Here is a 23,623-nt window from a genome sequence, read left to right on the forward strand (position 1 = left end):
TTATCCACCCTACGTAAAGCAGGACTCTATATGTTAGAAGATCTTAAACGCCAGGTGCTGGCAGCCAACCTGGCTTTACCGCAGCACAATCTGGTGACGCTGACCTGGGGCAACGTCAGCGCGGTCGATCGCGAGCGCGGCGTGCTGATAATCAAACCGTCAGGCGTGGATTACAGCATAATGACCGCCGAAGACATGGTTGTGGTAAGCCTGGAAACGGGTGAAGTGGTAGAAGGCGACAAAAAGCCCTCTTCCGATACCCCAACCCACCGCCTGCTGTATCAGCATTTCCCGCATATCGGCGGCATCGTTCACACCCACTCGCGCCACGCCACCATCTGGGCGCAGGCCGGGCAATCTATTCCGGCCACCGGCACCACCCACGCCGATTACTTCTACGGCACGATTCCATGCACGCGTAAAATGACCGATGAAGAGATTAACGGCGATTACGAATGGCAAACTGGCGAAGTGATCGTAAAAACCTTTGCCGAACGTGGAATAGATGCGCTGCAAATGCCCGGCGTGCTGGTGCATTCCCACGGCCCGTTCGCCTGGGGCAAAGATCCGCTGGATGCCGTGCATAACGCGATTGTGCTGGAAGAGGTGGCCTATATGGGCATTTTCTGTCGCCAACTGGCGCCAGAATTACCGGATATGCAGCAAACGTTGTTAGATAAACACTATCTGCGTAAGCACGGCGCAAAGGCTTATTACGGGCAGTAAGCACTGTATATAAAAGCAGTAAACTCCGGCAAAGTGGTCTATAATCAGACCACTTTTCTTTTAACGAGAATACAGCGTGTCGCAAGCTCGGCAGGGGTTTTTATTAACGCGTCACTGGCGCGATACCCCGCGTGGTACAGAGGTGGATTTCTGGCTGGCAACGGATGATGGCCCGGTTAAAGTACGCCTGCCGTATCAGGAATCCGTGGCGTTTATTCCTCAGTCGCAGCAAAGCGAAGCCGCACGTCTGCTCGCCGGTGAAAGCGAGTCACGTCTTACCCCGCTTCCCTTAAAAGATTTCCATCGCCAGCCCGTCTGCGGCCTGTACTGCCGCCAGCATCGCCAGTTAATGCGCCTGGAAAAGCTGCTGCGCGACGGCGGCGTAAAGGTTTATGAAGCCGATATCCGCCCGCCGGAACGCTTTTTAATGGAGCGTTTTATCACCGCCCCGGTCTGGTTTAGCGGCGAGGAGCGCAATGGCGAGATAACCGAAACGCGTCTTAAGCCAGCCCCCGATTATCGTCCTCCGCTGAAATGCGTTTCGCTGGATATTGAAACCAACCGCCACGGCGAGCTGTACTGCATCGGCCTGGAAGGCTGCGGGCAGCGAATCGTCTATATGCTCGGCCCGGAAAACGGCGACGCCAGCGGACTGGATTTTACCCTTGAGTATGTTGCCAGCCGTCCGCTGTTAATTGAAAAACTCAACGCCTGGTTTGCCCGACACGACCCCGATGTGCTGATAGGCTGGAACGTGGTGCAGTTTGACCTGCGTATGCTGCAAAAACTGGCTGACCGTTATCAGACGCCGCTGCGCCTCGGGCGTGGAAACAGCGTGCTGGAGTGGCGCGAGCACGGCTTTAAGCAAGGCGTGTTTTTTGCACAATTGCCCGGACGGGCAATTATTGACGGTATCGACGGGCTGAAGTCGGCTTTCTGGAATTTCTCTTCCTTTTCACTTGAGGCCGTTTCCCAGGAGCTGCTCGGCGAAGGCAAGTCGATTGATAATCCCTGGGACAGAATGGACGAAATCAACCGCCGCTTCGCGGAAGATAAGCCCGCGCTGGCGAAGTACAACCTCAAAGATTGCGAACTGGTAACAAGGATTTTCCACAAAACCGAGCTTATGCCTTTTCTGCTGGAGCGCGCCACGGTTAACGGCCTGCCGCTGGACAAGCACGGCGGTTCTGTCGCCGCTTTTAGCCATCTTTATATTCCGCGCATGCACCGTGCCGGTTATGTCGCCCCGAATCTGGGCGCAATCCCTCCGCAGGCAAGCCCTGGCGGCTACGTTATGGATTCCCGCCCCGGCCTTTATGATTCGGTGCTGGTGCTTGATTACAAGAGCCTGTATCCGTCGATCATTCGCACCTTTCTTATCGATCCGGTTGGCCTGATTGAGGGTATGGCGCATCCCGAACCTGAACAGGCTGTGGAAGGTTTTCTTGGCGCCCATTTCTCCAGAACCACGCACTGCCTGCCGGAAATTGTCGGCCAAATCTGGCATGGCCGCGACGAGGCGAAACGGCACGGGAATAAGCCGCTCTCCCAGGCGTTGAAGATAATCATGAACGCTTTTTATGGCGTACTGGGCACCAGCGCCTGCCGTTTCTTTGATCCGCGCCTTGCATCGTCGATCACCATGCGTGGGCATCAGATCATGCGCAAAACCAAAGAATTGATCGAATCCCAGGGCTTTGACGTAATTTACGGCGACACCGATTCCACCTTTGTCTGGCTGAAAAAAGCCCATTCGGAGGAAGATGCCGCACGCATTGGCAGGCAGCTGGTCAACTATGTGAATGCATGGTGGACACGGCACTTGCAGGAGACGCAACGGCTAACCAGCGCGCTTGAAATCGAGTTCGAATCCCATTTCTGCCGCTTCCTGATGCCCACTATTCGCGGCACGGTAGAAGGCAGCAAAAAGCGTTACGCGGGGATGATTCAGGAAGGCGAGAAGCAGCGCATGGTGTTTAAAGGACTGGAGACAGTGCGCACAGACTGGACTCCCCTCGCCCAGCGGTTTCAGCAAACGCTTTATCTGCGGGTATTCCGCAAGGAGCCGTATCAGGATTACATTCGTGAAACGATCGCCAGCCTGATGGCAGGCGAACTTGATGACCAGCTGGTGTATCGTAAAAGGCTGCGTCGTCCGCTTAGCGAATATCAAAAAAATGTGCCTCCACACGTGCGTGCCGCACGCCTGGCCGATGAGCATAATCAGCGCCTGGGGCGGCCAGCCCAGTACCAAAACCGCGGCACAATCAATTACGTAATGACGTTAAGCGGTCCGGAACCGGTGGATTACCAGCGCTCCCCGCTTGATTACGATCACTACCTCACCCGGCAGCTCCAGCCGGTAGCAGAAGGAATTTTACCTTTCCTTGAGGATGACTTTGCTACACTGATGACAGGGCAATTAGGGCTATTTTGAAGGTGACGAATTTGACGGTGACGAACGCGTTTGCTTCCAGTACCATAGCGCCCTCCTGAAACATCCATACATCTACTACCCAACCACCGCCCACTTTTGCGCGCGGTTGTTATGCTATTGCCTGCAAATCTTAGTAACTGATAATAGAGCCGAAATCTTATGCCTTTTACACTTGGTCAACGTTGGATCAGCGATACCGAAAGCGAACTGGGACTGGGAACCGTCGTTGCAATAGACCCAAGGATGGTAACCCTGCTTTTCCCTGCCACTGGTGAAAATCGTCTGTATGCCAGAAATGACTCGCCTATCACCCGCGTGATGTTTAACCCGGGCGATACCGTCACCAGCCATGAAGGCTGGCAACTCAAAGTTGATGAAGTTAAAGAAGAAAACGGCTTGCTCGCCTATATTGGCACCCGTCTGGACACCGAAGAAGCGGGCACGCTGCTGCGCGAAGTTTTCCTCGACAGCAAGCTGGTCTTCAGCAAGCCGCAGGATCGTCTGTTTGCCGGTCAAATCGACCGCATGGACCGCTTTGCCCTGCGTTTTCGTGCCAGAAAATATCAGAGCGAGCAGTATCGTCAGCCGTGGAGCGGCCTGCGCGGCATGCGCACCAGCCTGATCCCACACCAGTTGAATATCGCCCACGACGTGGGTCGTCGTCATGCGCCACGCGTTCTGCTGGCGGACGAAGTAGGGCTGGGTAAAACCATCGAAGCCGGGATGATCCTGCACCAGCAGCTGCTGGCCGGGAGCGCCGAGCGCGTGCTGATCGTGGTGCCAGAAACCCTACAGCACCAGTGGCTGGTTGAAATGCTGCGTCGCTTTAACCTGCGTTTCGCGCTGTTTGACGACGAGCGCTATGCGGAAGCCCAGCACGACAGCGATAACCCGTTCGAAACCGAACAGCTGGTTATCTGCTCCCTTGATTTTGTGCGCCGCAGCAAGCAACGCCTTGAACATCTGTGCGACGCCGAGTGGGATTTAATGGTCGTCGATGAAGCGCACCACCTGGTGTGGAGCGAAGAGGCGCCAAGCCGTGAATATCTGGCGATTGAACAGCTTGCCGAACGTGTGCCCGGCGTCCTGCTGTTAACCGCAACGCCTGAACAGCTGGGAATGGAAAGCCACTTCGCTCGTTTGCGCCTGCTGGACCCGGACCGTTTCCACGATTTCGAACAGTTCGTTGAAGAGCAGCAAAACTACCGTCCGGTAGCGGATGCTGTAGCGCTGCTTCTGGCAGGCAATCACCTGACCAACGAACAGCTGAACGCTATGGGCGAGCTTATCGGCGAGCAGGATATCGAGCCGCTGCTGCAAACTGCCAACAGCGATCGCGAAGGCAGCGAGGCCGCGCGTCAGGAGCTGATTTCCATGCTGATGGACCGCCATGGCACCAGCCGCGTGCTGTTCCGTAACACCCGTAACGGCGTGAAAGGCTTCCCGAAACGCGAACTGCACACTATTCGTCTGCCGCTGCCGACGCAGTACCAGACGGCAATTAAAGTCTCCGGGATTATGAGCGCGCGTAAATCCGTCGAAGATCGCGCTCGCGACATGCTGTACCCGGAGCAGATTTATCAGGAGTTCGAAGGCGATAGCGGTACGTGGTGGAACTTTGACCCGCGCGTTGAATGGCTGATGGGCTACCTGACCAGCCACCGCTCGCAAAAGGTGCTGGTGATTTGTGCGAAAGCCGCCACCGCGCTGCAACTGGAGCAGGTCCTGCGCGAGCGCGAAGGCATTCGCGCAGCCGTGTTCCACGAAGGCATGTCGATTATTGAGCGTGACCGCGCCGCCGCCTGGTTTGCAGAAGAAGATACCGGCGCGCAGGTGCTGCTGTGCTCTGAAATCGGCTCCGAAGGCCGCAACTTCCAGTTTGCAAGCCAGCTGGTGATGTTCGATCTGCCCTTTAACCCGGACCTGCTGGAGCAGCGTATCGGGCGTCTGGACCGTATCGGCCAGGCGCATGACATTCAGATCCACGTGCCATACCTCGAGAAAACCGCGCAGTCGGTGCTTGTACGTTGGTATCACGAAGGTCTGGACGCCTTTGAGCATACCTGCCCGACGGGCCGCGCGATTTACGACAACGTTTATAAGCAGCTAATTGAATACCTTGCCGCGCCGGAGAATACCGACGGTTTCGACGCGTTAATCAAACAGTGCCGCGAGCAGCACGACGCGCTGAAGCTTCAGCTTGAACAAGGCCGCGACCGCCTGCTGGAAATCCACTCCAACGGCGGCGAAAAATCCCAGGCGCTGGCCGAAGCGATTTCAGCGCAGGACAGCGACACCGGTCTGGTGAACTTCGCCCTCAATCTGTTTGATATCGTTGGCATTAACCAGGACGACCGCGGCGACAATATGGTCGTGCTGACGCCTTCCGATCACATGCTGGTTCCCGACTTCCCGGGCCTGCCGGAAGATGGCTGCACAATCACCTTTGAACGTGATGTGGCGCTGTCCCGTGAAGACGCGCAGTTTGTGACCTGGGAGCACCCGATCATTCGCAACGGCCTGGATCTGATTCTTTCCGGCGATACCGGTAGCTGCGCCCTTTCGTTGCTGAAAAATAAAGCGCTGCCGGTGGGCACGCTGCTGCTGGAGCTGATGTACGTCGTGGAAGCGAAAGCGCCGAAGCAGCTACAGCTCAACCGCTTCCTGCCGCCAACGCCGGTTCGTATGCTGGTGGATAAAAACGGCACAAACCTCGCAGGCCAGGTGGAGTTTGAAAGCTTCAACCGTCAGCTGAGCGCGGTGAATCGTCACACCGGCAGCAAGCTGGTGAATGCGGTACAGCAGGATGTGCACGCTATTTTGCAGTTAGCGGAAGTGAAAGTGGAAGCGGCCGCGCAGGAGTTGATTAAAACGGCGCGTGAAGAAGCGGACGAGAAGCTCAGCGCAGAGCTGTCCCGCCTCGAGGCGCTGAAAGCCGTTAACCCAAACATTCGTGATGACGAGCTGGAAGCTATTGAAAACAACCGTCAGCAGGTGCTTGAGAGCCTCGCGCAGGCTAACTGGCGGCTGGATGCGTTGCGTCTGATCGTGGTGACGCACCAGTAATGATTATGGAACCCTACAACCCGCCGCAGGATCCCTGGCTGGTCATCCTTTATCAGGATGCGCATATTATGGTGGTCAACAAGCCTTCAGGCCTGTTGTCCGTGCCCGGGCGTCTTGATGAGCATAAAGACAGCGTGATGACACGTATCCAACGTGACTTCCCGCTGGCGGAATCGGTGCATCGTCTGGATATGGCCACCAGCGGCGTGATTGCGGTGGCGCTGACCAAAGACAGCGAGCGCGAGCTGAAGCGTCAGTTCCGGGAACGCGAACCGAAAAAGCAATATATAGCGCGGGTGTGGGCGCATCCACAGCCCGAAGAGGGTCTGGTGGACTTACCGCTGATTTGCGACTGGCCGAACCGGCCAATGCAAAAAGTGTGTTATGAAACGGGGAAATCTGCGCAGACGGAATATCAGGTGCTGGAGTATGCGGCGGATAATACGGCCCGCGTGCTGCTAAAACCGATTACCGGACGCTCGCACCAGCTCCGCGTGCATATGCAGGCGTTGGGGCATCCTATTCTTGGGGATCGTTTCTACGCAACGCCTGAAGCGCGGGCGTTAGCATCGCGTTTGCAGCTTCACGCCGAAAAGCTGACCATTACCCACCCAGCTTACGGCACGCCGATGACCTTCCGGGCAGCGGCTGATTTCTAAAATCCACCCTTCAGATTCAATCTAACACGCCGGCAGAGCGCATTCTGCCGGTTTTCTTGCGCGCCTTCGTTAGCTTTCAGATGTTTCTTGACCAATTTTTGATGGAAATATGCTCAGACACTCCCGTATATTGATGCCGATTATTTTTCATTATGAAAAATATCTGTACGCAGGAAACGCGTCTCAGTGTAAGGAAGTATATCGAAATGGATATTCGAAGCTTGTCACGCAGGGGAATGCTCATTTTTTCTATTGCCTGTCCGGTGATAGCCGCTTTATGTGCTCCGTTTTCCGCAGGCGCCGTCCCTGGCGATGAGCAGTTTATTTTACAGAACCAGCGCCAGCAGGCTCTGGAAGAACAGCTGACCCCGTCGACACCTGATATTCGTTTATCCACGTCCGACGTTGCTTCCGGAAAACTAACCCTCCCTGCCGAAACGCCCTGCTTTCCAGTTCAGCACGTCGAGCTATCCGGACATGACAGTCTTCCCCACTGGCTACCGCTGCAAAGACTGGCCAATCAGGCGGCGGGAAAATGCCTGGGATCGCAGGGCATTAATCTGCTGATGAGCACGCTTCAGAACAGGATAATTTCACACGGCTGGACCACCTCCAGAGTGCTGGCGCCGGCGCAGGATTTAAAAAGCGGCCGCCTGCAACTCATCGTTTTCCCTGGTAAAATTCGCCATGTGGAGTTAACCCCGGACAGCAGCCGCTGGTTCTGGCTATACAGCGCGTTTCCAGCCCATGATGGCGACCTGCTGGATTTGCGCAATATCGAGCAGGGCCTGGAAAATCTTCAGCGCCTGCCCACGGTACAGGCCGGGATGGAAATCGTTCCGGCGCAGCAGCCCGGTGAAAGCGATATTATTATTTCCCGCCAGCAAAGTAAGTTCTGGCGGCTGGGGATGTCTCTGGACGATTCAGGTTCCACCTCCACCGGGCGCTATCAGGGAGGCGTAACGCTTTCTCTGGATAACCCGCTGGCGCTGAGCGACCTGTTCTGGTTCTCCGTCAGCCACGATTTACAGACCGGGCGGGACAAAGGTAACCAGAACCTCAGCGCGCACTGGTCCGTTCCCGTGGGGTACTGGGCGTTCTCGCTGACCGGCAGCGACTACCATTATCACCAGACCATCGCCGGGTACGTTGAAGACTACCGTTACAGCGGCAAAAGCCAGAGCCTCAACGCACAGCTGAGCAGGGTACTGCACCGCAGCAGCGCGCAAAAAACGACCGCAGCCCTGGACGTTCAGTCCCGTACCACCCGCAATTACATCAATGACACTGAAATAGAGGTGCAGCGCCGCCATGTCTCCTCATGGAAAGCGGGTCTTCAACACCGGCATTATATCGGCCAGGCCACGCTGGACGCGGGCATCAGCTACCAGCGGGGCACCCGCTGGTTTGGCGCTCAGCCCGCGCCCGAAGAGTGGTTTAACGAGGCCACAGCGCTTGTCCGCATTCTGCGCACGGATGCCCGCCTGAGCCTGCCGTATGAACTCGCCGGGCAAAACTTCCGCTATGACGTAGCCTGGCAACGCCAGACCAGTAATACCCTCCTCACCTCACAGGATCGGTTCTCCATCGGCGGGCGTTATACCGTGCGCGGCTTTGACGGTGAACGCACTCTGAACGCGGACAGGGGCTGGTCCGTACGGAACGATTTCTCATGGCGCATGCCGCTGCCGGGCGCTGAATTTTATCTGGCGGCAGACTACGGCGAAGTGAGCGGTAAAGGCACTGAATATCTGGTGGGAAATCACCTTGCAGGCGGGGCGGCAGGCGTGCGCGGCAGCGTATGGAAAATGGGCTATGACCTGTTTGCGGGCGTACCGTTCTCTCGTCCTGACGGTTTTAAAACCAGTCCGGCCACCTTTGGTTTTAGCCTGAATATGGATATCTGAATGCGCTACGGAGATTTTAATGTACAGGCCCCCCTTATCCTCGGCGGGCAGGTTTGCGAAGCAGAAGTGCTGGGCGCCTCGGTCTGGCTGTGGATGCATTCACCGATGCACCGCGATGCGCCGCTGCTCGCGCTGCCTACGGTTCTGTTACCCATTATCAAGCGCCGCCAGTACGTGCTGGTTTCCGAAGGGGAGCGGCCAATATTTTTTCTGAGCTGGATGTGGCTTAACGAGGATGCCGAACAGCGTTATCTCACGGAGGCCACGGTGATGATAAGGGATGAGGACTGGTGCAGCGGTGAAAGGATGTGGTTCCGGGATTTTATTGCGCCTTTTGGCCATGCCCGCGCCATGAGCCGTCTGTTGCGTGAAGAGATCCTGCCTCATTCCCGCGCCAGATTTCTCTGGCACCGGGGAGAAACCATACGTCCCTGCATCAAAACCTTCCGGGGTAATCATGTCCCGCGAGATGAATTCCAGGCGTGGAAGTTACTGTCCCCTCCGCAGACGGGGCTACCCCAGTGCTGACAGATAAATGCGCGTACGGATAGGTAAATGGGTTAAAGATCATTCGGAGATTAAGAAATGAGAAAGAGCAAATTTAGGTGGTTGTTTGCTTATCTGTACCTTAACTTAGCGCTAATGTTTGTTTTCCCGCTGTGGTTTATGCTCGTCCAGATTGGGACTGAGTTCTTTTACTCATTGTACTATGCTGGTGAGTTTAGTTTTTCAAATATTGATTTCATGAAAGCAATAAAAGCTGGCTTATTCTGCGGAGTACTTGCTGGTACTGGCTGTTGGTGGATTTACTACCAGCACTACAGAAAAAACCGAAACAGATAGAACAAAAATCCCAGCCCTTGCGGCTGGGGTTTTACTTTATATGCCAGTCAGTTACCGTCTTACCTCTGTGGCTTGCTGATCACCTCAATCAACTCGGTCACCTGGCGCTGCTTGCGGGCGGAGAGCTTACAGACCTTTTTAAGCGTGTGCATAATCTCCGGCTCAGGTGGTGGGGTCTTTATGCGCGGTGGTGTTCGCCGGGGCGGTAGCGTGCACGGGCGAAAAAAGCGCGTCGGGGCAAAAAGTTACGGCCCCGGAAGTGCAGCAGGGAAAATCACCTGTAACAGACGGAAAGTACAGGGAAAAGCCGGGTTCGTCGGCAGACTTCGCACCGGATAAAGTTGTTGTGGAAAATAATCTGTTTGGTGGAAATGAATGGAGCCAGACTGAAAAAGCCAAAGAGCATGGTGCGGATGTGCTGTCATGCGATGGCAATCCTTCCGGTGAAGCCTGCAAGCGTGGGCTAGCCGAAAATAAAGCCTATGCCGGAGCACTGGCAACGGGGGGGGTGGCGCTACTGCCGGGTGGCGCACAAGCTATGTGGGGACTGGGAGCTGGAGCAAATGCTGGTATGCAATATGTAAACGAGGGCGAAGTTAATCTTGTGAACTCAGTGGTTGCGGGCTGGATAAATGTAATCACCATAGGCCAGGGCTGGAAAGGGACAGTAGCCTGGAATGCTGCCGGTGGTGCACTGACCAATCAGATAAACGGTGATAATCCGCTTACCGGAGCGATAACTACGGGAGCAGGTGCATGGTTTGGATATGGAGTTGGTAACTATATCGTGAAACCTACTGCAAATATGGCGGGTAAGTGGTTAACAGGAGGTTGGGATCCAAAATTTGATCCTGGTTTACTGAAATATACAGAAATACAGGGACGGTTGGGGATATCCAAGGAAATGCTGCCGAGTAAAGTTCCGGGTGTTGCAGGAAATACAGGAGGAAGTTTTTCATCCGAATTTGGAAGCTCGATCATTCAGGATAAAGTGAAACAAATGGTTGGTGAAAAATGAGGTGGTTCTTTTTTTTAATTATTCTCGTGAGTGCTTCAACTTTGGGTTTGTTCATTATCGGATCCATTTTCTACATAGGTATAGAGATATTCTTTTATTTTTATGGAAGTATCCCTATAACTTTAGAGATTTATCAGTTTGAAAGACTCCTGAAAATGGGCATAGCAGGCGGGGGGATTTTGGGCTTTGGGATTACAGCGCTACGTTTTTTTAAAGTTAAAGGCTTTTGATATTAATTACTGATCCCAGCCAACGAGCCGGGATTTTACTTTATATGTTAGCTCGTATCTTCGGGGCGGTGATCACCTGTATAAACTCCTCCACCTGCCGTTAGCAGATACAAACTTAGTAATATCAAGCGTGGCAGATTTTTCATCATGCAGGGCGGTAGCGTGCCGTGGATATCGGCTAAGGCTGCAGGGAAAAGTAAGGTTGAGCAACAGAGCATCGGACAGATATTCGACAGGGAAAAAGATCAGCAGAAAATCCAGGAATCACAGCTTATCAGCGACATCGGTACGCAGGCGTCAGATATCGCACGGACGGAAGATGCCATTGCGACAGGCCAGTGAAAAACGCGATAGCGCATCGCAGGACGAACGAGATGCGGCGAAGGATGAATGGGAGAAAGCCCATCCGGGTAAAACGGCAACGGACGCGGATATCGGGGAAGTATTTCAGCAGGCATGACAGGGGCGCTGGCTCCGGGGCGCGGGGTATGGCAAAACGTGAGTATCGCGGCAGGAGGTGCGATATTTACGGATGGACCAGATATTGGTTCTATCGGAGGTGCTGCGGCAGGTGCCTGGGCCGGTGGAAAGTTTGGGGAATATGCACCGGGAATTGTAAGCTCAGTAACAGGAAAAGAATTGCCAGGATTTCTATTTGATGCTACAGGTTCTTTTGATAGTGAAATTTTAGGTGGATATACCAAAGATGGTGTAAATGGTAAACAATTGCCTTCCAGAGAACAGATGGAGGGGGGGAAATGATTGCTTATTTTAAGCTATTTATATATGCATGTTTTTTTTGTATCACACTTGGTTTCCTGCTTATAGGATTTGGTACATTATTTATTTATTTAACGAAAGGATATTTATTTTTCCCTATCTATCATGTGAAGAGAGTGCTTGTATTCGGCTGTATCGCAGGCACAGCGATAACTTCAGCCACAATAGTTTTTAATCTGATCGACAAGTTTAATTTTCGAAAAAAACCACCGACAGATCCTGACTAAAATTCATAAAAACCACGGTTCCTGTGGCCAATATTTGATAAGAAAATTGAGTGGTAGAAGATACTGAAAGCATAGCGCCAGGCGTCAGATATCGCGAGGACGGAAGATGCCATTGCGGCAGCACGACAGGCCAGTGAAAAACGCGATAGCGCATCGCAGGACGAACGAGATGCGGCGAAGGATGAATGGGAGAAAGTCCATCCGGATAAAACGGCAACAAACGCGGATATCGGCGAGGTGATTTACCAGAACGCGTATGCGGATGCGATGAAAGCGGCCAGCCACGGCACCGGCAGCCGTACCCAGCAGGCCATTCAGGCCGTGACGGCAGCAGTTCAGGGCGTGGCCGGAGGCAACCTGAACGCCGCCATCGCCGGTGCCGCCGCCCCGTATATGGCGGAAGTGATTGGTCACCAGTCCGGCCTTGAAGGCATGATTAAACTGGCAACCCATGCGGTGGCCAATGCCGTGCTGGCCTCAATGCAGGGCCAGAATGCACTGGCAGGCGCGGCCATCGGTCAACTGGCCGGCATGATCGCCCTGGAAATGTACGGTAAGCAAGCCAGTGAACTGAGCGAAACAGAGAGGCAGACGGTCAGTTCGCTGGCAACCCTCGTCGCAGGCATTACAGGAGCTCTGGCTCCGGGCCGCGGGGTATGGCAAAACGTGGGTATCGCGGCAGGAGGTGCAATATTCAGTGACGGGCCGGATATTGGTTCTGCTGGCAGTAGCGCTGCCGGGGCATGGGCTGGCGGAAAGTTTGGGGAATATGCTCCGGGAATCGTTTATTCGATAACAGGAAAAGAATTGCCAGAATTTATTTATGACATTGGCGGAGCTTTTGTCTCAGAAACCGCAACAGAAGTAAGAAAAAATATTACCCAAAAATAGGAGGGAGCAAAATGATAAAAATCACTCTCAAATATATAGCCCTTGGGGGTTATTTTACTGCTGGTTTTTTCTTGTTAGGTTTGGTTATAAAAGTTGTTCTTGGTTTTATTTATTTGAACACTTTTTATTTGCCATATGAAGAGGTTGTGACGAACTTTTTTAAAAGTATTATTGCCGGTTCAGCCATAACATTAGCTGCAATAGTCTTTAATATAATAGATAAAATAAAACTTAGGAATTCCTCATCTTCGGATATCAAGCAAAAGTGACGGACATCAGGAATTACAATGTTGCCCGTAACCTGACGATATAGGAATCACAGCTTATCAGCGACATCGGTACGCAGGCGTCAGATATCGCGAGGACGGAAGATGCCATTGCGGTAGCACGACAGGCCAGTGAAAAACGCGATAACGCATCGCAGGACGAACGAGATGCGGCGAAGGATGAATGGGAGAAAGCCCATCCGGGTAAAACGGCAACAAACGCGGATATGGAGTTGGTAACTATATCGTGAAACCTACTGCAAATATGGCAGGTAAGTTGATTACTGGAGGCTGGGATCCTAAGTTTAATTCTGATCTACTTAAATACGCTGAGATTAAGGGACAGTTGGGGATCTCTAAGGAGATGTTGCCAAGTATGATTCCTGGAGCGATAGGAAACGTCGCCGGTTCCTTAAGTTCCGAATATGGCAGTTCTGAGGCCCAGAAGATTATTGATGAGGTCAGCAAATGAACCTCCATTCTGTTGTTTTAAAAAGAGAATGCATTGTAAGTTTTTGCATATTTTTTACCTGCATACTATCCGTAATTATCGCTGGGTTATTGGTCAAATTCTTTTTTGCCACAATATTATGGGTTTTAACAGATGAGTTTGAATTGACATGGAATGAATTTTTACGAGGAGTAAAAATCGGTGGTGTCGGAGGGGCCATATTGGGAGCAGGAATAGTGTTACTCCGTATATTTAAAGTGAAAGGCTTTTAATTTTCACTGAGAAGATCTCGGCTGTTGAGACCGAGATCGTTTTAATCCAATGAAACCATGGAAAGACTGGATCTGGACTGATGTCGGGATGGGTATAGCGAAACCTATGCCAATAAATCCATTGCCTGGTATGGCAGGTAATGCATCAGGTATGTGCAGTTACAAAAATTCTTAATAGCCAATTTAACAAGTCAGCAACAAGTAATAATGAAGGGAAGATAGCGCAACAAATCCATGCTATCGCCGCATTTGTGAATTGCCTTGTGAACCAGAAATAATTTCCCCGCCATTTGGGAGCATCCAAATTTAAGATTTTTCATGGGTATTTAAGGTATAAAGCTATTGTTTTTCAATGGGCATATAAATAATAATTTACACATATGAGCTCAGGGGTAACAACATGCTCACAGTCGCTATGAATAGCTTTCGATGTACGTATGGTAATAAAAAACAAGTAAAATTTTAAATTTATTTAATAAGGATATTCAATATGAAAAAAACTTCTCTGGCAGTACTACTGGCAACCACAATGGTAAGTGGTATAGCGGTTGCAGATAATCACACAGCCTCAGTCGGTTATGCACAAAGTAAAGTGCAGGATTTCAAAAACATTCATGGCGTAAATATACAATATCGTTATGAGACTAATTCTCCGCTAAGCCTTCTGGCTTCTTTAAGTTACATGAAAGGGGATAACGAGCAAAATTATTTGCTTTCCGGGGATGCCGTTAATAACCGTTTTGACATAAAATATTACTCCCTGCTGGCTGGGCCAGCTTATCGCATTAATGACTATGTTTCTCTGTATGCTCTGGGTGGTTTAGCTCACGTAAAAGCTTCGGGAAAGACTCGCTGGACAGAGAGCGACTATGATTATGTCGGCCAGGAAGGGATTTCCGAAAAGTCGACCGATTTCGCTTACGGCTTTGGGATAATTATTAACCCTGTAGACAAGTTTTCCATTAACGTCGGATATGAAGGTACCCAAATCAAAGCTGATGGCAACCATTCCATCAATGGCTTCAACGTCGGTGTTGGTTATCGGTTCTGATGAAATAATCAATTAGTCCTCAGGTTCGCCATTTCTGAATAAAGTAAAGAAATGGTGAACCCTTTTGGACATTAATATAAAGAAGTGGCCTGGGTTCAAAAATCACTAAACAAATCCAAAGTGAAATGGAATATGGCCAGCCAGCGGGTACTGGCGGATAATAAAGCCGTCGTCAGCGCCTGACGGGACTTAATTATCCGAAGCCACCCAACGTTAACAGAGAAGCTTTTCTCTATTTGAACCCTTTCGCCGTTTTTATCAAATCATAGGCTTTCTGGATTTCCTGCGCTTTCTGCTTCGCCATCTGCATCATCTCCGGCGGCAGCCCTTTGGCGACCAGTTTGTCCGGGTGATGCTCGCTCATGAGCTTGCGGTAGGCGCGCTTTATGGTCGTTGGATCATCGCTGCTCTTCACGCCCAGCACATTGCAGGCATCTTCAAGCGTTGGGCCACGCTGTTGCTGCTGGAAACCACCGCCCTGCTGCTGGCTGTAACCGCCGCCAAACTGCTGACCGCCTTCCATCATGCGCAGGAACCGATCGAACTGAAGACGTGAAATACCGAGTTCTTCCGCAATCACATACAGCACCTGACGTTCGTTGGGATGCAACGAACCATCGGCGAAAGCGGCCTGAATCTGGATTTCCAGAAACATCCTAATCAAATCAAAACGGCCAAAACAGACGCTGCGCAGCTGACGCATTTTCTCGCGCAGCGGATAACCGTTCTCTTTACCGACGCGAAAAGCGTGCTGCGCCGCGCTTCGGGCGTCGCCATGCAACTGCATTCGGTCCATTAGCAAAGAGGCTATCTGAATATCCGCCTCGGTAACGCGTCCTTTAGATTTGGTCAGATGCCCCATCACTTCAAAGGTGGTGCTAAAAAATAGCGACTGTCGCTGCTGTTGGTTAGAAAACCAGGCGCTACGACGGCTACGCATCTTGTCGATTGCATGGCCAATCAGCAGTCCTGCCACCACGCCCCAGAAGCCACCGCCCATGATAAGCGCTATTGCGACACCGAGTACTTTTCCCCAATACTGCATATACTCCCCAAATCGTCATGCTGTCGGCTAGAATTTGCTTTATCATACCCGTCATTGATAGCGGTGCCTAACGGCAGGCTGCTGAACGGGCGGGATTAACACTAGCGCTGTGGTGATGAGTAAGTTAGTCTCTGACCGTTTGCCGACGCTAAGCCATTGATGATGGAACAACGAATAACACGTATGAAAAAACGTATTCCCACCTTGCTGGCCACCCTGATTGGCTCAGCGCTTTATAGCCAACAAGGTATGGCTGCCGATCTTGCCTCGCAATGTATGCTGGGCGTCCCCAGCTACACCCGTCCTTTGATCAAAGGCGATACCAATAACCTGCCGGTGACGATTAACGCCGACCATGCGAAAGGAGATTATCCTGACAACGCGGTCTTTACCGGTAATGTGGATATACAGCAAGGTAACAGCCGCCTGCAATCCGATGAAGTTCAACTGCATCAGAAACAGGTTGACGGACAGCCCGATCCCGTCCGCACGGTAGACGCGCTGGGTAATGTGCACTACGACGATAATCAGGTCATCCTGAAAGGTCCTAAAGCCTGGTCAAATTTAAATACAAAAGATACTAACGTCTGGGAAGGCGACTACCAGATGGTTGACCGTCAGGGACGCGGCAAGGCCGACGTAATGAAGCAGCGTGGCAATAACCGCTACACCATCCTTGATAACGGAACTTTTACCTCCTGCCTGCCCGGTTCAAATACCTGGAGCGTTGTAGGGAGCGAAGTGATTCAGGACCGCGAGGAACAGGTTGCCGAAATCTGGAACGCTCGCTTTAAGCTTGGCCCGGTGCCGGTGTTCTACAGTCCTTATTTGCAGTTGCCGATCGGCGACAAACGCCGTTCTGGTTTCCTGATCCCGAATGCGAAATACAGCACCAATAACGGCCTGGAATTTACCCTGCCGTATTACTGGAACATCGCACCAAACTTTGATGCCACCATTACCCCGCACTATATGGAAAAACGTGGGACGCAATGGCAGAACGAATTCCGCTACCTGACCGTAGCGGGCTCGGGTCTGATGGAGTTTGACTATCTGGGTTCTGACGACGAATACAAAAATGAAACGGGCGTAAATCCAGACGACAGCGCACACCGCTGGTTATTCTACTGGCGTCACGGCGGCGTAATGGATCAGGTCTGGCGTTTCAACGTCGATTACACCAAAGTCAGCGATGAAAAGTATTTTAACGACTTTAGTTCACAGTACGGTTCCAGCACCGATGGCTATGCGACGCAAAAATTTAGCGTCGGCTATGCGGTGGAAAACTTTAACGCAACGCTCGCCACTAAACAGTTCCAGGTCTTTGATTCCCAGCGCACGCGTAATTCGTACCGCGCCGAGCCGCAGCTGGACGTTAACTATTACCAGAATGATGTAGGTCCTTTCGATACCCGTATTTATGGCCAGGCCGTTCACTTTACAAACGTGAATGAAAACCTGCCGGAAGCCACGCGTCTGCATATCGAACCGGTAATCAGCCTGCCGCTTTCCAACGGCTGGGCGAGCCTGAATACCGAAGCGAAGGTCATGGCGACCCACTATCAGCAGCGCAACCTGGATGAGTACCGTTATTCCGTCAGAAATAGCCCAACAAACCTTGCTTCTGCGAACAAACTGGACGAAACGGTTAACCGTACCCTGCCGCAGTTTAAAATGGACGGTAAGCTGATTTTCGACAGAAATATGAATTCTGCCGAAGGCTGGACGCAAACGCTGGAACCCCGCGTGCAATATCTTTATGTTCCTTATAAAGATCAAAGCAATATCAATAACTACGACTCCGCCCTGCTTCAGTCAGATTATACGGGTCTGTTCCGTGACAGAACCTATGGCGGTCTGGACCGTATTGCTTCCGCCAACCAGGTCACTACCGGTTTAACCTCACGTATTTATGATGATGCCGCTATTGAACGTTTTAACGTTTCCGTGGGTCAAATCTACTACTTCACAAAATCGCGAACCGGCGATGAAACGATTAGCAGCGAGAAAGGTAATGAAACCGGATCTGTCGTATGGGCTGGTGATACCTACTGGCGCATGACCGATCGCTGGGGCTTACGAGGTGGTGTGCAATATGATACACGCCTGGATAACGTGGCTACCGGCAACGGTGCAATCGAATACCGTCGCGATGCTGACCGTCTTGTGCAGTTGAATTATCGCTATGCAAGCCCGGAGTACATCAGTGCAACGATACCAGGCATTAATACCAATGCCGATCAGTACAAAGATGGGGTTTCTCAGGTGGGTGTAACGGCAAGCTGGCCGGTTGTCGATCGTTGGTCGGTTGTCGGTGCGTACTACTACGACACTAAGGCGCAACAAGTGGCAGACTCTATGCTTGCCGTGCAGTACAGCTCATGCTGTTATGCGATTCGTGTTGGTTACGAGCGTAAAATTAACGGCTGGGAAAACGATCAAAGCAAATACGATAACGTATTCGGCTTTAACATCGAGTTACGCGGCCTGAGTTCAAACTATGGCCTGGGCACACAGCAGATGTTGCGTTCTAATATTCTGCCGTATCAAAGCTCGATGTAATTCACTAAGACTTGAAAACGTAATCCGCTTCGCGGCTGGTAAAATTGGGAAAAGTATGAAGAACTGGAGAACGCTGCTTCTCGGTATCGCTCTGGTGGCGAATACCACCTTCGCGGCGCCACAAGTGGTCGACAAAGTAGCAGCCGTAGTAAACAACGGTGTAGTCCTTGAAAGCGACGTCGATGGCCTGATGCAATCGGTGAAGTTAAACGCTCAGCAAGCGGGTCAGCAGCTGCCGGATGACAGTACGCTGCGCCACCAGATTCTGGAACGTCTGATCATGGACCAAATTGTCCTGCAGATGGGCCAGAAGATGGGCGTGAAAATCACCGACGAGCAGCTGGATAAAGCTATTGCTGACATCGCCGCGCAGAACAAAATGAGCATGGATCAGATGCGCAGCCGTCTGGCCTATGACGGTATCAATTACAATACGTACCGTGCTCAAATCCGCAAAGAGATGACTATCTCTGAAGTGCGCAATAACGAAGTGCGTCGCCGCGTTACCATTCTGCCGCAGGAAGTTGATTCGCTGGCACAGCAGGTCGGTAGTCAAAACGACAGCAGCACCGAGCTGAATCTGAGCCATATCCTGATCCCTCTGCCAGAAAACCCAACGTCCGCTCAGGTTGACGATGCGGAAAAGCAAGCGCGTGATATCGTTTCCCAGGCGCAAAACGGCGCGGATTTCGGCAAGCTGGCCATCACTTATTCTGCTGACCAGCAGGCGCTGAAAGGCGGACAGATGGGCTGGGGTCGTATCCAGGAACTGCCGTCAATTTTCGCCCAGGCGTTGACCACCGCGAAAAAAGGCGACGTCATCGGCCCGGTGCGTTCCGGCGTTGGCTTCCACATCCTGAAAGTGAACGATCTGCGTGGCCAGTCCCAGAGTATTTCTGTGACCGAAGTACATGCGCGTCATATTCTGCTTAAACCATCGCCTATCATGACCGATCAACAGGCGCGTCTGAAGCTTGAGCAAATCGCCGCAGATATCAAGAGTGGCAAAACCACCTTTGACAAAGCCGCGAAAGCGTTTTCTGACGATCCAGGTTCTGCCAACCAGGGCGGCGATCTGGGCTGGGCTTCCGCGGATATCTACGATCCGGCCTTCCGTGATGCGATCATGAAACTGAACAAAGGCCAGACCAGCGAGCCCGTTCACTCTTCCTTCGGCTGGCATTTGATCGAGCTGCTGGATACCCGCAAAGTCGACAAGACTGACGCGGCGCAGAAAGATCGTGCGTACCGTATGCTGTTTAACCGTAAGTTCTCTGAAGAAGCGCAGACCTGGATGCAGGAACAACGCGCCAGTGCTTACGTGAAGATTACCGGCAGCAATGGCTAACGTCTCTCGCGTGACCCTCACTCCCGGCGAACCCGCCGGGATTGGTCCCGACCTGGTCGTCGCACTCGCGCAACGCGACTGGCCCGTTGAACTGGTCGTCTGCGCAGCCCCCGAATTACTGCTTGAACGAGCAGCCCTGCTTGGCCTGCCGCTCACGCTCCAGCCTTATCAACCCGGACTTCCGGCCACGCCTCAGGCTACAGGAACGCTGACTATTTTGCCTGTCGCGCTGCATGCTGCGGTAGTGCCCGGCCAGCTGGACGTGCGTAACAGTGCCTATGTCGTTGAAACGCTGGCTCGCGCCTGCGACGGCTGTCTTAACGGTGAGTTTGCCGCGCTGATTACCGGGCCGGTACACAAAGGCATTATCAACGATGCCGGCATCCCGTTTATCGGCCATACAGAGTTTTTCGAAGAACGTTCGCAAAGCGAAAAAGTCGTGATGATGCTGGCAACCGAGGAACTACGGGTTGCCCTGGCGACCACGCATCTGCCGTTAAAAGCGATTAGCGATGCCATCACGCCAGATTTATTACGCCAGATAATCTCCATCCTGTATCATGACCTGCAAACCAAGTTTGGTATTGCGCAACCTCATGTGCTGGTGTGCGGCCTGAATCCTCATGCGGGCGAAGGCGGCCATATGGGCACAGAAGAGATTGATACAATAGTGCCGGTGCTCAACGAGATGCGCGCCCGCGGAATGAACCTTTCAGGTCCACTTCCGGCCGATACGCTCTTTCAGCCGAAGTATCTCGACCACGCCGATGCGGTGCTGGCGATGTATCACGACCAGGGGCTACCGGTGTTAAAATACCAGGGCTTTGGTCGCGCGGTGAATATCACCCTGGGCTTACCTTTTATCCGCACATCCGTCGACCACGGGACTGCTCTTGAACTTGCAGGCCGGGGAAAAGCCGATGTCGGCAGTTTTATTACGGCGCTTAATCTCGCCATCAAAATGATTACAAATACTCAATGAATACTCGCGTCCACCAGGGCCATCTTGCCCGTAAACGTTTTGGACAAAACTTCCTTAATGACCAGTTCGTTATCGACAGTATTGTCTCCGCTATTAACCCGCAGAAAGGCCAGGCGATGGTAGAAATCGGTCCGGGCCTCGGCGCATTAACCGAACCTGTGGGTGAGCGACTGGACGAAATGACCGTCATCGAGCTCGACCGCGATCTGGCCGCTCGTCTGCAGACGCATCCTTTTCTGGCGCCCAAGCTTACGATTTACCAGCAGGACGCCATGACGATGGATTTTGGCGAGCTGGCAAAAAAAATCGGCCAGCCGCTGCGCGTGTTTGGCAACCTGCCGTATAACATCTCTACGCCGTTGATGTTCCATCTCTTTAGCTATACTGATGCCATTGCGGACATGCATTTTATGCTGCAAAAAGAGGTCGTCAACCGTCTGGTTGCAGGCCCAAACAGTAAAGCGTATGGTCGTTTATCAGTGATGGCGCAATATTATTGCAACGTTATCCCGGTGCTCGAAGTGCCGCCAACGGCCTTTACGCCTGCGCCGAAAGTGGATTCAGCAGTGGTACGTCTGGTGCCTCATGCGACGATCCCACACCCGGTAAAAGAGCTGCGCGTGTTAAGCCGCATTACCACTGAAGCGTTTAACAAGCGCCGTAAAACGATTCGCAACAGCCTCGGCCATCTGTTCAGTGCAGAGGTCATGGCGGAACTGGGTATCGATGCGACCCTGCGCGCTGAGAACATTTCAGTTGCCCAGTATTGCCAACTGGCAAACTATCTGGCTGAGCACCCGCAGCCGAAGGAGAGTTAACGATGTTAAATTCGCCCCGCGTATGTGTTCAGGTACAAAGCGTTTATATCGAATCTCAATCCTCCCCGGAAAATGAACGTTTCGTTTTTGCTTATACCGTAACCATCCGAAATCTGGGGCGAACGCCGGTGCAACTGCTTGGCCGTTACTGGCTCATTACCAACGGAAACGGCCATGAAACCGAAGTGCAGGGCGAAGGCGTCATCGGCGTCCAGCCCCACATCGAACCGGGCAATGAATACAGTTACACCAGCGGCGCGGTGCTTGAAACGCCGCTGGGCACCATGCAAGGCCATTACGAAATGGTCGATTCTCAGGGCGAGGCTTTCCGCGTCGCCATTCCCGTCTTCCGTCTGGCCATTCCAGCCTTCATTCATTGATACGATGTCTACATACCTGATTGGCGATGTTCACGGCTGCTACGATGAACTGATCGCCCTGCTGCAACAGGTTGAGTTTACGCCTGGCAAAGATACTTTATGGCTCACGGGCGATCTCGTCGCGCGAGGTCCGGGCTCACTTGAAGTGTTGCGCTATGTCCGCAGTCTGGGTGACAGCGCGCGTATGGTGCTCGGTAATCACGATTTGCATCTGCTGGCGGTTTACGCAGGCATTAGCCGTAATAAGCCCAAAGATCGCGTCTCACAGCTGCTTGAAGCGCCGGATGCTGACGAGTTGCTCAACTGGCTGCGTCGTCAGCCATTGCTCCAGCTCGATGAAGAGAAAAAACTGGTCATGGCGCACGCCGGGATCACCCCGCAGTGGGATATCGCTACGGCTATCGCCTGCGCTCGTGATGTCGAAGCGGTGCTTTCAAGCGACAGCTACCCGCTGTTCCTCGACGCGATGTATGGCGATATGCCAAACAACTGGTCGCAGGATCTTACCGGTCTCGCCCGTCTGCGCTTCATTACCAACGCGCTCACGCGTATGCGCTACTGCTTCCCGAACGGTCAGCTGGATATGTACTGCAAAGACACGCCTGAAAGCGCGCCTGCGCCGCTAAAACCGTGGTTTGCCATCCCTGGCCCGGTAACGGATGCATATTCGGTCATCTTTGGTCACTGGGCGTCGCTTGAAGGCAAAGGGACACCGCCTGGCATCTACGGTCTGGATACCGGCTGCTGCTGGGGCGGGGATTTAACCTGTTTGCGCTGGGAAGATAAAACGTATTTTGTGCAGCCGTCGAACCGTAAGGTCGATACCGGCGACGGCGACACGGCCATAGCATTATAAAAAAAACCCGGTGAATAACCGGGTTTTTTATTGCTGACAAAGAAGGAAAAAGCGTGGTTTTTCCTTCTTTGTGGTTATCAGCCGAAAATCAACCCTTTGATTTTACTTGATTTTTATTCGGCGGCATACGTTCAACCTGTGTTGGTTGAGAGTTTGTCATCATTCTGAAACCCGGTGAATAACCGGGTTTTTAATTTTAGCGACGCTCCAGAACCTCGAAGCAGTAACCGTGCGAGTTGCTCTCGTCGGCGTCGTGGAATTCGCTGAACGTTGACTGCCATTCGTCCGGGTCGTAATCCGGGAAATGCGTGTCGCCTTCCACTTCCGCATCAATATGCGTCAGATACAGGCGCTGCGCTTTTGGCAGGAACTGTTCGTAGACGCGTCCGCCGCCAATCACCATGATCTCTTCCGCATCGCCGCAGGCGCGGATTGCTTCATCAACGGAACCGACCCACTCAACGCGATCGTCAGTGCCCGGTTTGCTGCTGATAACAATATTCTTGCGGCCAGGTAACGGGCGGCCAATAGATTCCCATGTCAAACGTCCCATCACGACCGGTTTATTTAACGTATTACGTTTAAACCAGGCCAGATCGGCAGGTAAATTCCAGGGCATGGCGTTTTCCATGCCAATAACGCGATCTACCGCTAATGCAGCAATCAGACTGATCATTCTGTTAATCCAGGGCTGGTGAAAAAATTGCCGCCACTATACGTAAAGCGCATTCTTTCGTCGACTGCCCTTACCCTTCGCGACAAAAATTATTTTTGTTCTGCTGAGCAAGGCAGAAAGCGCCTCCTCACC

21 protein-coding genes and 1 pseudogene are annotated in these 23,623 nt (G+C 52.5%); 20 read left to right on the top strand and 2 right to left on the bottom strand.

Annotation, left to right across the window (positions count from 1 at the left end):
- Positions 1-30 precede the first annotated feature (30 nt).
- From araD to E2L00_RS11125, 14 genes and pseudogenes are all read left to right on the top strand, one after another.
- Positions 31-726: an L-ribulose-5-phosphate 4-epimerase gene (araD, locus tag E2L00_RS11055; protein WP_167611172.1), complete on the top strand. Its 696-nt coding sequence runs from the start codon at positions 31-33 to the stop codon at positions 724-726.
- A 76-nt stretch (positions 727-802) separates the two neighbouring features.
- Positions 803-3,163 carry a DNA polymerase II gene (gene polB / locus E2L00_RS11060; RefSeq protein ID WP_167611175.1) on the top strand — a complete coding sequence of 787 codons (2,361 nt, stop codon included), beginning with the start codon at positions 803-805 and terminating at the stop codon, positions 3,161-3,163.
- Between the two features lie 159 nt (positions 3,164-3,322).
- Positions 3,323-6,229, top strand: a complete 2,907-nt coding sequence (gene rapA / locus E2L00_RS11065; protein WP_167611178.1) for an RNA polymerase-associated protein RapA — start codon at positions 3,323-3,325, stop codon at positions 6,227-6,229.
- Positions 6,229-6,888 (top strand): bifunctional tRNA pseudouridine(32) synthase/23S rRNA pseudouridine(746) synthase RluA, encoded by a 660-nt coding sequence (gene rluA, locus E2L00_RS11070; RefSeq protein WP_167611181.1) that lies wholly within the window; start codon positions 6,229-6,231, stop codon positions 6,886-6,888. Before rapA ends, rluA begins: the two co-directional genes overlap by 1 nt.
- 206 nt (positions 6,889-7,094) lie before the next feature.
- Entirely contained in the window at positions 7,095-8,795 is a 1,701-nt protein-coding gene (locus E2L00_RS11075) for a ShlB/FhaC/HecB family hemolysin secretion/activation protein (RefSeq protein ID WP_167611184.1), read from the top strand.
- A complete protein-coding gene (locus E2L00_RS11080; protein WP_167611187.1) occupies positions 8,796-9,323 on the top strand; it encodes a toxin-activating lysine-acyltransferase in 528 nt (175 codons plus the stop codon).
- A gap of 652 nt (positions 9,324-9,975) precedes the next feature.
- A pseudogene (locus E2L00_RS11085) lies at positions 9,976-10,656 on the top strand (hypothetical protein); the annotation flags it as partial.
- Positions 10,657-11,033: 377 nt separating this feature from the next.
- A complete protein-coding gene (locus E2L00_RS11095) occupies positions 11,034-11,228 on the top strand; it encodes a hypothetical protein (RefSeq protein WP_167611193.1) in 195 nt (64 codons plus the stop codon).
- Entirely contained in the window at positions 11,206-11,346 is a 141-nt protein-coding gene (locus E2L00_RS11100) for a hypothetical protein (protein WP_167611195.1), read from the top strand. Before E2L00_RS11095 ends, E2L00_RS11100 begins: the two co-directional genes overlap by 23 nt.
- A gap of 38 nt (positions 11,347-11,384) precedes the next feature.
- Positions 11,385-11,648 carry a hypothetical protein gene (locus tag E2L00_RS11105; RefSeq protein ID WP_236127719.1) on the top strand — a complete coding sequence of 88 codons (264 nt, stop codon included), beginning with the start codon at positions 11,385-11,387 and terminating at the stop codon, positions 11,646-11,648.
- Positions 11,649-12,130: 482 nt separating this feature from the next.
- Complete coding sequence (locus E2L00_RS11110) at positions 12,131-12,784, top strand: VENN motif pre-toxin domain-containing protein (protein WP_167611197.1); 654 nt, start codon at positions 12,131-12,133, stop codon at positions 12,782-12,784.
- Between the two features lie 11 nt (positions 12,785-12,795).
- Positions 12,796-13,053 carry a hypothetical protein gene (locus E2L00_RS11115; RefSeq protein ID WP_167611200.1) on the top strand — a complete coding sequence of 86 codons (258 nt, stop codon included), beginning with the start codon at positions 12,796-12,798 and terminating at the stop codon, positions 13,051-13,053.
- A 244-nt stretch (positions 13,054-13,297) separates the two neighbouring features.
- Positions 13,298-13,522, top strand: a complete 225-nt coding sequence (locus E2L00_RS11120; protein WP_236127720.1) for an adhesin — start codon at positions 13,298-13,300, stop codon at positions 13,520-13,522.
- Positions 13,523-14,263: 741 nt separating this feature from the next.
- A complete protein-coding gene (locus tag E2L00_RS11125) occupies positions 14,264-14,824 on the top strand; it encodes an Ail/Lom family outer membrane beta-barrel protein (protein WP_167611204.1) in 561 nt (186 codons plus the stop codon).
- 232 nt (positions 14,825-15,056) lie between these two features.
- Here the strand turns inward: E2L00_RS11125 and djlA are convergent, their stop codons facing one another.
- Positions 15,057-15,869 (bottom strand): co-chaperone DjlA, encoded by an 813-nt coding sequence (gene djlA, locus E2L00_RS11130; protein ID WP_167611208.1) that lies wholly within the window; start codon positions 15,867-15,869, stop codon positions 15,057-15,059.
- Between the two features lie 183 nt (positions 15,870-16,052).
- On the opposite strand from djlA, the gene lptD reads away from it, so the two are divergent.
- Genes lptD through apaH form a run of 6 tightly spaced genes read left to right on the top strand, consistent with a single transcriptional unit; the run spans position 16,053 to position 22,815 of the window.
- The gene (lptD, locus tag E2L00_RS11135; protein ID WP_167611211.1) at positions 16,053-18,431 is read left to right on the top strand and encodes an LPS assembly protein LptD; all 2,379 of its coding nucleotides are present in this window, start codon (positions 16,053-16,055) and stop codon (positions 18,429-18,431) included.
- 55 nt (positions 18,432-18,486) lie between these two features.
- Entirely contained in the window at positions 18,487-19,779 is a 1,293-nt protein-coding gene (gene surA / locus E2L00_RS11140; RefSeq protein WP_167611214.1) for a peptidylprolyl isomerase SurA, read from the top strand.
- The gene (pdxA, locus tag E2L00_RS11145; protein WP_167611217.1) at positions 19,772-20,761 is read left to right on the top strand and encodes a 4-hydroxythreonine-4-phosphate dehydrogenase PdxA; all 990 of its coding nucleotides are present in this window, start codon (positions 19,772-19,774) and stop codon (positions 20,759-20,761) included. The genes surA and pdxA overlap by 8 nt, the downstream gene beginning before the upstream one ends.
- Complete coding sequence (gene rsmA / locus E2L00_RS11150) at positions 20,758-21,579, top strand: 16S rRNA (adenine(1518)-N(6)/adenine(1519)-N(6))-dimethyltransferase RsmA (protein WP_167611220.1); 822 nt, start codon at positions 20,758-20,760, stop codon at positions 21,577-21,579. The genes pdxA and rsmA overlap by 4 nt, the downstream gene beginning before the upstream one ends.
- Before the next feature lie 2 nt (positions 21,580-21,581).
- A complete protein-coding gene (gene apaG, locus E2L00_RS11155) occupies positions 21,582-21,959 on the top strand; it encodes a Co2+/Mg2+ efflux protein ApaG (RefSeq protein WP_167611223.1) in 378 nt (125 codons plus the stop codon).
- Positions 21,960-21,963: 4 nt separating this feature from the next.
- Positions 21,964-22,815 carry a bis(5'-nucleosyl)-tetraphosphatase (symmetrical) ApaH gene (apaH, locus tag E2L00_RS11160; RefSeq protein ID WP_167611226.1) on the top strand — a complete coding sequence of 284 codons (852 nt, stop codon included), beginning with the start codon at positions 21,964-21,966 and terminating at the stop codon, positions 22,813-22,815.
- A gap of 196 nt (positions 22,816-23,011) precedes the next feature.
- On the opposite strand, the gene folA is transcribed toward apaH, so the two are convergent.
- Positions 23,012-23,491, bottom strand: a complete 480-nt coding sequence (gene folA / locus E2L00_RS11165; RefSeq protein WP_167611229.1) for a type 3 dihydrofolate reductase — start codon at positions 23,489-23,491, stop codon at positions 23,012-23,014.
- Positions 23,492-23,623 lie beyond the last annotated feature (132 nt).

Source organism: Cedecea colo (assembly GCF_011808225.1).
GTDB classification, from domain to species: Bacteria; Pseudomonadota; Gammaproteobacteria; order Enterobacterales; family Enterobacteriaceae; genus Dryocola; species Dryocola colo.

Excerpts from the sequence above, each read along its gene's own strand:
- araD (WP_167611172.1), top strand. The coding sequence starts at position 31 with ATGTTAGAAGATCTTAAACGCCAGGTGCTGGCAGCCAACCTGGCTTTA.
- rapA (WP_167611178.1), top strand. The coding sequence starts at position 3,323 with ATGCCTTTTACACTTGGTCAACGTTGGATCAGCGATACCGAAAGCGAA.
- rluA (WP_167611181.1), top strand. The coding sequence starts at position 6,229 with ATGATTATGGAACCCTACAACCCGCCGCAGGATCCCTGGCTGGTCATC.
- E2L00_RS11075 (WP_167611184.1), top strand. The coding sequence starts at position 7,095 with ATGGATATTCGAAGCTTGTCACGCAGGGGAATGCTCATTTTTTCTATT.
- E2L00_RS11080 (WP_167611187.1), top strand. The coding sequence starts at position 8,796 with ATGCGCTACGGAGATTTTAATGTACAGGCCCCCCTTATCCTCGGCGGG.
- E2L00_RS11095 (WP_167611193.1), top strand. The coding sequence starts at position 11,034 with ATGCAGGGCGGTAGCGTGCCGTGGATATCGGCTAAGGCTGCAGGGAAA.
- E2L00_RS11100 (WP_167611195.1), top strand. The coding sequence starts at position 11,206 with ATGCCATTGCGACAGGCCAGTGAAAAACGCGATAGCGCATCGCAGGAC.
- E2L00_RS11115 (WP_167611200.1), top strand. The coding sequence starts at position 12,796 with ATGATAAAAATCACTCTCAAATATATAGCCCTTGGGGGTTATTTTACT.
- E2L00_RS11125 (WP_167611204.1), top strand. The coding sequence starts at position 14,264 with ATGAAAAAAACTTCTCTGGCAGTACTACTGGCAACCACAATGGTAAGT.
- djlA (WP_167611208.1), bottom strand. The coding sequence starts at position 15,869 with ATGCAGTATTGGGGAAAAGTACTCGGTGTCGCAATAGCGCTTATCATG.
- lptD (WP_167611211.1), top strand. The coding sequence starts at position 16,053 with ATGAAAAAACGTATTCCCACCTTGCTGGCCACCCTGATTGGCTCAGCG.
- surA (WP_167611214.1), top strand. The coding sequence starts at position 18,487 with ATGAAGAACTGGAGAACGCTGCTTCTCGGTATCGCTCTGGTGGCGAAT.
- pdxA (WP_167611217.1), top strand. The coding sequence starts at position 19,772 with ATGGCTAACGTCTCTCGCGTGACCCTCACTCCCGGCGAACCCGCCGGG.
- rsmA (WP_167611220.1), top strand. The coding sequence starts at position 20,758 with ATGAATACTCGCGTCCACCAGGGCCATCTTGCCCGTAAACGTTTTGGA.
- apaG (WP_167611223.1), top strand. The coding sequence starts at position 21,582 with ATGTTAAATTCGCCCCGCGTATGTGTTCAGGTACAAAGCGTTTATATC.
- apaH (WP_167611226.1), top strand. The coding sequence starts at position 21,964 with ATGTCTACATACCTGATTGGCGATGTTCACGGCTGCTACGATGAACTG.
- folA (WP_167611229.1), bottom strand. The coding sequence starts at position 23,491 with ATGATCAGTCTGATTGCTGCATTAGCGGTAGATCGCGTTATTGGCATG.